Here is a 10,668-nt window from a genome sequence, read left to right on the forward strand (position 1 = left end):
TCTCGGTGACCATGTGGCTGGCTTTAGACCTGGGCAACAGCGCGCTAAAAGGTGGCCTTTTTGACGCGGGCCAACTGGTGCATACGTTTCGTCTGGCAGCGCAGGACCCGAGCAGATTGTCCGAGGAACTGGCTGCGGAGCTGGCCGGTCGCTCCCTGACGCGTGCGGCTATGGCGTCGGTTGTACCGGCTCGCACGCCTGTGGTGCAGGAAGCTGTGCAGCGCTATGCGAAGGTGCGGCCTGCGCTGATTCGCCCGGACTGGCAGCTTCCTTTTACGTTGGCTTATGAGACCCCGCATACGCTGGGAACCGACCGGCTCGCAGCGGCGGCTGCGGCCTGGGTAACCTACGGGCAACCGCAGCATCGTCCGGTTCTGGCAATACTGGCAGGCACGGCCCTTACTATTGAGGTAATCGACGAGCAGGGCTGCTATCAGGGAGGTGTAATTGCGCCCGGTCCCCAGCTCATGCAGCAGGCGCTGGCTCAGGGCACAGCCCAGTTGCCGGAGGTTCCGCTCGAATGGCCCCGCTCACCGGTGGGTCGCTCTACGCAAGCTGCTATCCAGGCTGGTCTGCTCTATGGTTTTGTCGAATGCGTTAAGGGATTGTTGCGGCGCCTTTCCAGCACTTTTGTTACCGCGCCGGTGGTTATTCTCAGCGGCGGCTGGGCTGCCCTGCTAAAGCAGCACGCAGCGATTGATGTGCACGATCCCCATCTGGTGCTTCGCGGCATTTATCATCTCCTGGAGCTCAATCCAGAGCAGGGCTTACCGTGAGGCGTGGACGTGTTGCTCCAGCAAGGCCGCAATGCGGGCAATGACCATGTCGATGGCAACCTGATTGTACCCTCCACCTGGAATAATCACATCAGCCAGACGTTTGGAGGGTTCAACGAATTCCAGATGCATGGGGCGTACGGTTCGCTCATACTGTTCCAGAATGGATTCGATAGTGCGCCCCCGCTCCTGCATGTCGCGTCGAATACGCCGGATCAGCCGCACATCATCGGGCGCATCGACGTAGAGCTTGATGTCCATGAGTTCCCGCAGCTCGGGTTCGGCCAGCACCAGAATGCCTTCGACAATGATTACCGGACGGGGTTCAATGCGTACGGTGTAGGGCTCACGGGTATGGGTGGTAAAATTATAGACAGGTTTTTCGACAGGCTGGCCAGCCAGGAGCCTTTCAAGGTGCGTCCGTAGCAATGGCGTTTCCAGTGCGTCTGGATGGTCAAAGTTAACCTGCGCGCGCACTTCAAAGGGAAGATGGCTTAGATCGCGATAGTAAGCGTCATGCTCAAGAACAGCGATCTGCTCCGGCCCAAACGCTTCAATGATGCGGCGCAGCACGGTTGTTTTGCCCGAGCCTGACCCACCTGCAATACCGATCACCACGGGACGCCCCATCGCACTTTAGCCTCGCTTAACCATGACCAACACCGCCCGCCGCGTTGTCTCATCAAACTGGCTGGCCTCTTCGTCCAGCATAAATCCTTCCGCCTCCTGCCAGGCTTTCAGCCCTTCGATCCCTTCGAGCCCTTCGCGCACGATAAAATTAACCAGCCGACCACGCAACGGTTTAACGCCGTGTGATACCGGCCGCCGCGTTCCACCTTCCTCCTGGTAGAATTTGACCTCCACCATCTGGCGGTAGGTGTGCGCATCTTCCCACGCCTCCTGGTGCGCCGCCGGCAGCAGATTCCAGACAAAGCGATCCTTGAGCAGCGCGTTAAGAATCGGGCTGATGTAAGGACGCCAGTAGCGCGAAACTTTGCCAATACCGGGCACTACGGCATCCATGCGCAGACGATAGTTTGGGATCAGATCGTCGGGCCGAAGGAGGCCGAACATGCCCGAGAAAATAATGGTGTTTTCCAGAAAGCGGCGCTGCGCGCCGGTTGGCAGTCCGGGAAAGTCCAGGGCCTGGTACATGACGCCCGGGCTGTAGCGATCAAGTGCAGCCATGCGAGGTGCTTTGTAGATGGCCAGGTTTACCTGAATGGCTTCTTCGAGCGCAGGGCCCTTCACGCCGAAAATCTTTTCCAGATCGTCGCCGCTTTGAATGACCTGTTGCACCGCATCGATCAGCCGTCGCCGCTCCGGATTCAGTTCGCTGAAATAGTTGAACGTGTTCGACGCGCGATAGTCGAACATATCAGGGGCCAGCGGATTCCCGCCGGACTTTTTGCCTTCGGCCGGCGGCAGCAGAATGGCGAATTCGGGCATGGATCCTGGCAGGCCGAACGATACAGGCTTCAGGAGTTCGCGGACGTCCGTTTCCGGCGTAGATCGCCCAGCAAGGCGTCAATATCCTGACGAATGTTTTCAGCTTCAGCGCGGGCACTCGCCACCAGGGCTTCGCCCGTGCGGCGCGCCTCGCCCGGCTTTGGCGGATGCAACAGTTGCTCCCCCAGGCGTTGGATGCGTTCGCCCAGATGCTCTAACTGGTAGGTCAGCCGTCGCCGCAACTGTCCACCTGTCTCGGGAGCAATCAGCAGGCCCATCACAAAGCCAACCACTCCTCCCAGCAGCGCGCCAAGCAGTCCGGCACGAACCACCTCACCTGTGGTGTACGTTTTTCTCATCCCTGTCTGGCTTGGCCCGTATTTAAACAACGAAAAGCTACGTCGAAAATCGACCGCAGCTTTTCTTACCGGATTAGCGTTTCTTCTTCTTGTGGCGGTTCTTGCGCAGCCGCTTTTTCCGCTTGTGGGTAGCAATTTTTTTCCGTTTCCGCTTCCGTCCGCAAGGCATAAGCCACTACGCTTTGGGCTGGTGGTAAAAATTCCATGCTGAGCAGGGTAAACGCTGAGCCTGACGGACCGGTTTCTCAGGTTATTGGCTGGCATCTGTGAAAAAGCAGCCGTATTTTCATTCTAACTCTACCCTGCGTCAGGTGACAGGCAGCATGCCTTCGCTGTTTTGTGCTCACACCAGACCTTTTCCGTACCTGGAAGCCGGGCCGGCCTCGGCTTTTCCGCCGGTTGTGTTGCTCTATGGCATGCTGGGCGAACCGGCAAACTGGGAGGCGACGGCTCAAGCGCTGAGCATAGCTGGCTACCGGGTACTGATCCCGCTACTTCCCATCTACGAATTGCCCCTGCAGGAGAGCAACCTGCCGGGTCTGGTTACCTTCCTGACACGTTTTCTGGACAGCCTCTCGCTTGAACGGGTCGTGCTGGCGGGGAATTCGCTGGGCGGACATCTGGCGCTGCTGTACGCGCTGCGCTCCCCCGAACGCGTGGTTGCCCTGGTGCTAACCGGTGCTTCGGGCATCTACGAAGTCGAACTGGGCACCTCGACGCTGCGACGCTACGACCGGGAGTATATCCGTGAGCGCGCAGCCCTGACGTTTTATGATCCCTGCCACGCGACCGACGAACTGGTGGATCGGGTGCAGGCCCTCCTTCACGACCGCCAGAAAGTACTCCGCCTGATCCGCATGGCCCGTTCAGCACAATCAGAAACCGTCATGGCGCGCCTGCACGAGCTCACCATGCCGGTGCTGCTCATCTGGGGACGTAATGACCGGATTACTCCTCCTGAAGTGGCAGAGACCTTTCGGAAACATTTACCGAACGCGACGCTGCACTATATCGACCGATGCGGACATGCCCCTATGATTGAGCAACCGGTGCACTTTAACAGGATTCTTCTGCAATTTCTGCACCGCCATACCCGAGCTGTTGTCTCAAACGGACGCACGCGGTCTGCTTTAGCGGACACGTCCATGCCCGCTTCGCCTTCTGTTCCCTCTTCTTCATAAGAGTCCTCTCTGCTGGCATGCTGCTTGCAGGGGATAGCTCATGGCTGCGCGCTCTGCCTCCTGGGTGTTGCATGCCACTTGCGGTGAGCCTCCGCCGATCGGGCAGGTACGAAGGGTGAGCGTACCTGCCCGATGCTTTTCTGGATCCTCCGGTTCGCCTGCCGGTACCTGTAGCAGTAGCTGCAGATCTGAGCTATGCGGAGCTCGCTGCTGATTCTGTTGCTGGGACTGGCCTCTGCGGGTTGCAGTCCACGCCTGGTTCCGCTCTACTACGATTACCGGCTGCCGGATACAACCGCAGCCGCCTTGCCTCCTGTAGCACGCGCACTACAAGCAGCAGGTTGGGAAACGACGCAGCTTACTCCCACACTTTTGCAAACCGCACCGCGGCCGTTGCAGCACTGGGGACTGTATCGCGTCATGGTGCGCCTGGAGGCCGTGCCAATCAATGGACGCTTTGTACGTCTGTTTATTCATCCCTACCGGCAGTACTTCACCGGCCGACGCAGCAAGATCCCTTATCTGCCGGCAGGCCTGCGGGCCACCCTGCTTCCTCGCCTGCATGCGGCCCTGCAGGCAGCCGGATTGACGCCAGCCGGCACGGCACTGGAGCGCGACCGCTCTCCGCTCCGCTAGTAAGGGAACTTTTTGAAGATTCATTGGGTTGGGAAAATGCGTTCTTTGATGGGGATGAACTGGTTTCGACGGGTGGTAGACGCACGGCAGGCTGCGTGCCGAGCTGCCTGGCATGCTCGTTAATCTCGCCAGGAAAAAGTAAGTGCGAACGACTACTCGTACGCGATGGCGGCCTAATTAAGCCCGCCATCTGTCTCCCGCGCAGCGCGTCCGCCCGCGCGCGGCGAGGCATCGTCGGAGGCGGACTGGCTGTAGCCGGTGCCGGCTGAACCGGCGCAGCGAGATACCCATCAGCCTGGGTCCATGCCTGGCCTCGCCGGCCGGCATACGGCATGGACGACACCGAATAGGCCGGCTACGCACGTAGACGCCTGACCGGGCGGCCATCCGGACGCGGGTTCGACTCCCGCCATCTCCACCACAAACAGGCCGTAAGCCCTTTGCTTCAGGGCTTACGGCTTTTCTTTGTAAATCCCACCCTACACCGCCCGCAGGTGCCCTTCGATTGCCAGCATGCATGCTTGGGTAGCGACCCGAATAGCGAGTCTCTGTCACCTCCACTGCACCCCTGCGCATCCCTTTGCCTGTGGCCCTCCTAAATCTGTCATCACGCAAAACTCAGCGCGCCATTGCCTTACCGCTTAACGCGCTGCTTCCGCTGCTGGCCTGCGCCTCCAATCCAGGGACAATCTTCCTGCTCACTCAGCTTACAACCTGGGCTGCTCCGCTAAAAAGCACTTTCCGCAAATCCGACCGACGCATCGTCAAATTTTCAGGAAGCTCTTTCAAACTCCCAGCCCAGGTATTCCCAGACGCAGCCTGCGCGATGATTTTTTGATCACCGGTGAAACAAACCGGGTCACCTCGTCTTTTCTGTTTGCACCAACATCTGAGAAGGTGATGACGAACCAGCAACCACAACCGCATCCTGCAATGTCCCGTACGTTAGAACAGCTCTGCCAGCATCTGGCCAGGCAAATAGGCCCAACCCTGCTCCATCGGTTCCATCAGATGGGCTGGACGACCGCTACGCTACGCGATGCGGAAGCTTTCGTGACAAAGATTGTAACAGAAGCCTGGCGCACCCCGAAAGAGCAGTACGAGCGCACCATCGCCGCCTGCGTTAACCACGTACTGGAGCCTGTGCTGAAGCTGCACAAGCGCTCGCGCACTAACATTGCTCTGGAAGTGCTTCCCAGGTAATAATCACCTGATCTGCCTCGATTATGCGTCCCCTTTACTTTTACTTTTGCCCATTCCTTGTCTTTCTGGCGCTTCCCCTGAGCGCGGGCGCTCAGGATACCGTAGAGGTGGTGCCACCACCACGCTCAGGCAGCCTGGCGCGCAGTCCGTTGGCGCTGGCCATAACCTGGATTGACAGCACCTACGTAAAGATTGTCTACAGTTCGCCCCGTAAGCGGGGCCGTGAGATCTTCGGGGCGCTGGTCCCGTACGGCGAAGTCTGGCGCACCGGCGCTAATGAAGCCACCGAAATTACCACCACGGGCGATTTAATCTTCGGGGGACATCACCTGCCAGCCGGCACCTATAGCCTCTATACAATTCCTTACCCCGACCACTGGACCATTATCATCAACCGGGGGCTGGGCCAATGGGGTACCTTCGACTATGATCCCAAGCTGGATCTCTTTCGCTTCGATGTGCCCACCCGCCAGACAGATAAACGCTACGAGGGCTTTACGATCTCCTTTGAAAAAGAAAAGGACCAGACCTACCTGTACCTGCGCTGGGATCGCACTGAAGTGCGCATTCCGGTAGCGGCCGCTTCAGAGCAGACTGACTAAAGCACTCCGTTGGCAACAGCACGCCTTTGCATTACCCTTTCAGAAAGGCCGCGCCGCCAGGCAGCTACGTGTGATGCGGAACGCAGCACGCACGCCATGCCCCCGTCACAATCAACTGCCCCGCGGCGCGGCCGCACACCGTCTTCCTCTCTGCTCGCTGCCCTCAAACGCGTTTCTTAAAGGGCTGCCAGCTATTCTGTGTTACCCAGACGCAACGCCTGCCGGCCATGCATCCTGCCCCTTGACTCCGGGATGCGTCGCTCCTGAGACAGGTAGCCTGATTTTGCTTCAAATGCAGAAATATGCTCTGCGCCTCTTATCCCGAACGGACATTGCACCTTCACGCTAAACAATCAAGCCATAAATAGAAAAAAGCCTGGTACCGTTCAATTTCACAAAACAATCTGCTGGCCCTGGTAAACCAGCATGCTCTACCGGTAGCCAACGGATCAAGTACTCTGGTTGAATTTGCCAGCATGACCTGTACGCTCATAGCTGCTTCACCGGGCAGTCTCTAGCTGAGTCGACCCGGTACAATTCCTGCTTCATACGCTAACAATTTTCTCCATACGTCCCTGTTGGACTTTTTAACTACAGCGTAAATTCTGGTTGGCAATGGGAACGATTTCTGGTATAGATATCCTTTTTTTATTCCTTGCAATTGTCCTCTCAAAACCAAACCAGAATGCAACCAATGGCACCGATCAAGTTTGGAACGGACGGTTGGCGTGCAGTCATTGCCGATGACTTCACCTTTGCCAATCTGGGCCGCGTCGCCCAGGCTACCGCTCGCTGGTTGAAAAAACGCTATGGTGATCACCCAAGCGTAGTTATCGGGCACGACACCCGTTTTCTGGGACGAGAGTTCGCCGAACACGTCGCCCGCATCTTCGCAGCACAGGGCATTTCTGTACGTCTGGCCAGTACATTTACTACCACCCCGGCCGTAAGCTGGGCGACCCAGCACTTTGGTTGCCAGGCCGGCATCGTTATTACGGCCAGCCACAACCCTCCCCAATACAACGGATTCAAGATCAAAGCAGACTTCGGGGGACCGGCCTCACCTGAAATGATCGCCGAAGTAGAACGCGAACTTCCCGAGGCCACTCCACCCGCCAACCTACCCTCCTTTGATGACCTGGTTAGCGACGGTCATATCGAACTGGTGGACCTGAGCACCGCATACCTTGACCACCTGCGCACCAAACTGGACATCAACGGCATCGCCCAACATCTGAAAGTGGCGCACGATGCCATGTTTGGTGCCGCCCAGGGCATGGTGCGCCGCCTGCTGGGTGCCGAGCGCGTCGTTGAACTGCACTGTGACTGGAACCCGGGCTTCCATGGCCAGCCTCCCGAACCCATTGAGCGCAACCTGAAGGAACTGGCCGAGGTGGTCGTCCGCGAACGGTGTGACCTGGGCATGGCCAACGACGGGGATGCCGACCGCATTGGCCTGTTTGACGAAAACGGCCGCTTTGTTACCTCGCACGAAATTCTGGCCCTGCTGGTCAAGTATCTGCACAAGGAGCAGGGACTGAAAGGGGATATTATCAAGACGTTCTCTACCACCCACCTGCTTGACAAGATGGGACAGGCCTATGGGCTGCGTGTCGAAACAACGCCCATCGGCTTTAAGCACATTGCCAAGCAGATGGTCGCGCGCGACGTGCTCGTAGGGGGCGAAGAGTCGGGTGGTATCGCCGTCAAGGGCCACATCCCTGAACGCGACGGCATCTATATCGGACTTCTCGTCGCAGAGTTACTGGTTCTTCGGAAGAAGAAACTCTCTGAGCTGGTGCAGGAACTCTTCGACGAATTCGGCCCGCATCACTTCTTCCGCATCGACCTGCACACCACCGACGAAAAGAAACAAGCGGCCCTGGACCATCTTCGTCAGACAGGGGGTCTGAAAGAGGTGGCCGGCGACGCCGTACGTGATGTGCAGACGCTCGATGGCTTTAAGCATATTACCGACCGCGGCTGGGTGCTGATCCGGCCTTCAGGTACTGAGCCGCTCCTGCGCGTCTATGCCGAGGCACCCACGCCTGAGCTGGCCGAAGCCTATGTGCACCACGCCATCGAACAATTAGGCTTTGCCGAAGTGGCCGCCCACTGATCGCCCCCTGTTCCCATACCGCAACGCCAGGCCCGACAGGCCTGGCGTTTTTTCTTTCAGCGCTGAGGCGTATGGGCAAAGCGCCGCCCCAGTTCGGCGCAGAGCTGTTCCAGGTAGTGCTGATCAATGGCATTAAAGGCGGCCGGTTCGTCGGAATCAACGTCCAGCACAGCCAGCAGGCGACCGTCTGGCGTCAGCACGGGCACGACGATTTCCGACTGCGTGGTCGATGAGCAGGCAATATGGTCCGGGAACCGGTGCACGTCGGGCACGAGCTGGGTCTGACGCGTGCGAGCAGCTGCCCCACACACGCCCCGGCAGAAGGGAATGCGCAGGCATCCATGCGTGCCCTGGTAGGGGCCTACAATGAGCAGATCGTCGGAAACCGCCCGGTAAAACCCGGTCCAGTGATAGTAATCGAAGGCGTGGTGCAGCGCGCAGGCTACCGTCGCCATCGCGGCGATCCAGTCCGTTTCGCCTTCGAGCAGAGCGTCGATATGCTGGAGCACCGTTTCATAGTGCCGGGCCCGTTCTGACCCACCGGCATCGACCGAAAGCGGCGAAAGTGCCTGCAAGGATACCGCCATAGCCCCCTCATCGTTCGCAGTAAATGTCCGGGGCCCTTTCTACGCAACACCCTCGCAGAAGATGCCCCTACTTCCCTTCCACGCCCCTTTTTCCCCCTCCGTCGTCCTGCGACAGTTCCCTCCCAAAGGGAGAACCGCTTTTCCGGGCGCGTTATTAAACAACGCTGGCATCAGCACCCAACACAAATGTTCACGTATATGTCTGCATATCCGGTGCGTTATTGAACGCGCTGACATCGGCACCGAACCCCTACGTCCCCGCAGGGCTTTCTCTGCTTTCCCCCTCCCCTGTGGGGAGGGGGAACACCCCCACCAACCCAACCCATGACCTACGCCAACACAATCCCCCAACGAAAACCCAACAAGGACTTGACATACCACCCGATGGAGACCAAACAGGGGCTTGACAAACCACCCCCTTCATGTTTTCTTTCCCCACAACCACGGCGACGTGGTGACCCTCTCCGTCACCAGCCGTTCTCGGTTGACTCGGAAGCCCTTTTCTCCCCAACCGAAAACGGAAGAAGCCATGAGACGCACACGGCTTACCCCCCCCTTCTACTCCTGGGACTCTGGCTGGCGCTGAGCACGACACTGCAGGCCCAACCGGTGCCGCTCTTTGAAGAAGCTTCGGTTTCGATGCAGGCGCTCGGACCGCAGGCGCAACAACGCCAACAGGTGTTGCAAAAGCTGCCGATGGCGGTGCACCTGCAACTGGTGCGGCTGCCCGAAGAGCTCTGGCGCCATCGTTCGTTTGTGCTGGCGGTGAACGCGGCGGGTCGGCTGGTGCCGGGCCGGGGTAAGGGCCTTGGCACATTGACGGTGCGGCGCGAGGCGCTTTCGGTGCTTTCGGAGGAGGCGGTGGCCTGGAACGGGCGGATCTATGTGGGGGCGGACACGACGGAGGCGGTGGGCGAGGTGTCGCTGGTGGTGTTGCGGACGGGTGCGGTGACGGGGCATGTGCTGTTGGGGATTGGGAGTACTGGGTGCGGCCGCTGGGGGGTGGGTTGCACGCGCTGGTGACGATCGACCCGCGGAAGTATCCGCGCCCGCCTGCGCCTCCTGCGCGGGGCATTTATGACGTGGGGGCGGTAGGCCCTCGGCCGATTGCGCCTCCGAAGCGCAACGTTTCCGCGCCGAAAGGTAGCGTTTCGGAGAAAGCTGCGGGCACGTATGTGGGGGGTTCCACTGGTTTGTGGCCGCAGGCTCGTTGCAGTCCGGAGGTGGTGCGGGTGCTGGTGCTGTACACGCCGAAGGCGGCGCAGGGTCGGGACATCGATGGGATCATTTATGCGGCCCTCAACGATGCGAACCAGGCTTATCGCAACAGCCAGATCAACAACCTCGAACTCCGCCTGATACACAAGCAGCAGTTCAGCTTTTACATCGGTGGCAATGCTGAAGAGGATGTACGGAGTTTGTACACCGACTCTCAGGCGCAGGCGTTGCGGGACCAGTACCAGGCGGACGTGGTGGTATTGCTGATCGATTCGGAGGTGGGCGACTGGGATCCTGAAAACCCGGATGGTCGAGTCCATGGCGTTGCGGGTGATGTGCTGTTGGGCTCTTCTGGCGAGCAACTTATCAACGTCGGGGAGGTCCGTCAGAAGGCATATGCGATCGTTTTGGTCGACTTTGCCAGTAGTGGGGACTACACGTTCACGCATGAAGTGGGGCACATTTTCGGAGCCCAGCATGACCCGGAAGACGGCATCTATCGGGAGGCGGAGGCAATTCCCTACGCGCGGGGGCATCG

The 10,668-nt window shown here is 59.0% G+C and carries 12 protein-coding genes and 1 other RNA gene; 9 read left to right on the forward strand and 4 right to left on the reverse strand.

What is annotated here, in order from left to right:
• Positions 1 to 11 precede the first annotated feature (11 nt).
• Positions 12 to 776 (forward strand): type III pantothenate kinase, encoded by a 765-nt coding sequence (locus BUA15_RS09295; protein ID WP_072715695.1) that lies wholly within the window; start codon positions 12 to 14, stop codon positions 774 to 776.
• Here BUA15_RS09295 and udk read toward each other — a convergent pair.
• From udk to BUA15_RS09310, 3 genes are read right to left on the reverse strand one after another with little or no spacing between them, the layout of a single operon-like run.
• A complete protein-coding gene (udk, locus tag BUA15_RS09300) occupies positions 768 to 1,406 on the reverse strand; it encodes a uridine kinase (protein WP_072715696.1) in 639 nt (212 codons plus the stop codon). The genes BUA15_RS09295 and udk overlap by 9 nt on opposite strands.
• Positions 1,407 to 1,412: 6 nt before the next feature.
• Positions 1,413 to 2,225, reverse strand: coding sequence for a YaaA family protein (locus tag BUA15_RS09305; RefSeq protein WP_072715697.1), 813 nt, complete (start codon positions 2,223 to 2,225; stop codon positions 1,413 to 1,415).
• A gap of 29 nt (positions 2,226 to 2,254) precedes the next feature.
• A complete protein-coding gene (locus BUA15_RS09310) occupies positions 2,255 to 2,584 on the reverse strand; it encodes a YtxH domain-containing protein (protein WP_072715698.1) in 330 nt (109 codons plus the stop codon).
• Between the two features lie 323 nt (positions 2,585 to 2,907).
• Between BUA15_RS09310 and BUA15_RS09315 the strand changes: the two genes are divergently transcribed.
• The 6 genes from BUA15_RS09315 (at position 2,908) to BUA15_RS09340 (ending at position 8,325) form a co-directional block, all read left to right on the forward strand.
• The gene (locus tag BUA15_RS09315; protein ID WP_072715699.1) at positions 2,908 to 3,765 is read left to right on the forward strand and encodes an alpha/beta fold hydrolase; all 858 of its coding nucleotides are present in this window, start codon (positions 2,908 to 2,910) and stop codon (positions 3,763 to 3,765) included.
• Between the two features lie 195 nt (positions 3,766 to 3,960).
• Complete coding sequence (locus tag BUA15_RS09320) at positions 3,961 to 4,401, forward strand: hypothetical protein (RefSeq protein ID WP_072715700.1); 441 nt, start codon at positions 3,961 to 3,963, stop codon at positions 4,399 to 4,401.
• Between the two features lie 50 nt (positions 4,402 to 4,451).
• Positions 4,452 to 4,822: a transfer-messenger RNA gene (ssrA, locus tag BUA15_RS09325) on the forward strand.
• 512 nt (positions 4,823 to 5,334) lie between these two features.
• Positions 5,335 to 5,604 carry a hypothetical protein gene (locus BUA15_RS09330; RefSeq protein WP_084660569.1) on the forward strand — a complete coding sequence of 90 codons (270 nt, stop codon included), beginning with the start codon at positions 5,335 to 5,337 and terminating at the stop codon, positions 5,602 to 5,604.
• A 23-nt stretch (positions 5,605 to 5,627) separates the two neighbouring features.
• Positions 5,628 to 6,206, forward strand: coding sequence for a DUF2911 domain-containing protein (locus BUA15_RS09335; RefSeq protein WP_072715702.1), 579 nt, complete (start codon positions 5,628 to 5,630; stop codon positions 6,204 to 6,206).
• Between the two features lie 694 nt (positions 6,207 to 6,900).
• Positions 6,901 to 8,325: a phosphoglucomutase/phosphomannomutase family protein gene (locus BUA15_RS09340; protein ID WP_072715703.1), complete on the forward strand. Its 1,425-nt coding sequence runs from the start codon at positions 6,901 to 6,903 to the stop codon at positions 8,323 to 8,325.
• Between the two features lie 56 nt (positions 8,326 to 8,381).
• On the opposite strand, the gene BUA15_RS09345 is transcribed toward BUA15_RS09340, so the two are convergent.
• Positions 8,382 to 8,912 (reverse strand): GAF domain-containing protein, encoded by a 531-nt coding sequence (locus BUA15_RS09345; protein ID WP_072715704.1) that lies wholly within the window; start codon positions 8,910 to 8,912, stop codon positions 8,382 to 8,384.
• A gap of 384 nt (positions 8,913 to 9,296) precedes the next feature.
• Here BUA15_RS09345 and BUA15_RS13855 point away from each other — a divergent pair, with 384 nt between their 5' ends.
• Both BUA15_RS13855 and BUA15_RS13860 read left to right on the forward strand, forming a co-directional pair.
• Positions 9,297 to 9,935: a hypothetical protein gene (locus BUA15_RS13855; RefSeq protein ID WP_245771996.1), complete on the forward strand. Its 639-nt coding sequence runs from the start codon at positions 9,297 to 9,299 to the stop codon at positions 9,933 to 9,935.
• Positions 9,936 to 10,105: 170 nt separating this feature from the next.
• Positions 10,106 to 10,668 (forward strand): zinc-dependent metalloprotease family protein (locus BUA15_RS13860; RefSeq protein WP_245771997.1); only part of this gene is annotated, 563 nt, incomplete at its 3' end.

Origin of the sequence: Rhodothermus profundi, assembly GCF_900142415.1 — a bacterium.
GTDB lineage: Bacteria > Bacteroidota > Rhodothermia > Rhodothermales > Rhodothermaceae > Rhodothermus > Rhodothermus profundi.

Excerpts from the sequence above, each read along its gene's own strand:
- BUA15_RS09295 (WP_072715695.1), top strand. The coding sequence starts at position 12 with ATGTGGCTGGCTTTAGACCTGGGCAACAGCGCGCTAAAAGGTGGCCTT.
- BUA15_RS09320 (WP_072715700.1), top strand. The coding sequence starts at position 3,961 with ATGCGGAGCTCGCTGCTGATTCTGTTGCTGGGACTGGCCTCTGCGGGT.
- udk (WP_072715696.1), bottom strand. The coding sequence starts at position 1,406 with ATGGGGCGTCCCGTGGTGATCGGTATTGCAGGTGGGTCAGGCTCGGGC.
- BUA15_RS09330 (WP_084660569.1), top strand. The coding sequence starts at position 5,335 with ATGTCCCGTACGTTAGAACAGCTCTGCCAGCATCTGGCCAGGCAAATA.
- BUA15_RS09310 (WP_072715698.1), bottom strand. The coding sequence starts at position 2,584 with ATGAGAAAAACGTACACCACAGGTGAGGTGGTTCGTGCCGGACTGCTT.
- BUA15_RS09335 (WP_072715702.1), top strand. The coding sequence starts at position 5,628 with ATGCGTCCCCTTTACTTTTACTTTTGCCCATTCCTTGTCTTTCTGGCG.
- BUA15_RS09340 (WP_072715703.1), top strand. The coding sequence starts at position 6,901 with ATGGCACCGATCAAGTTTGGAACGGACGGTTGGCGTGCAGTCATTGCC.
- BUA15_RS09345 (WP_072715704.1), bottom strand. The coding sequence starts at position 8,912 with ATGGCGGTATCCTTGCAGGCACTTTCGCCGCTTTCGGTCGATGCCGGT.
- BUA15_RS13855 (WP_245771996.1), top strand. The coding sequence starts at position 9,297 with ATGGAGACCAAACAGGGGCTTGACAAACCACCCCCTTCATGTTTTCTT.
- BUA15_RS09315 (WP_072715699.1), top strand. The coding sequence starts at position 2,908 with ATGCCTTCGCTGTTTTGTGCTCACACCAGACCTTTTCCGTACCTGGAA.
- BUA15_RS09305 (WP_072715697.1), bottom strand. The coding sequence starts at position 2,225 with ATGCCCGAATTCGCCATTCTGCTGCCGCCGGCCGAAGGCAAAAAGTCC.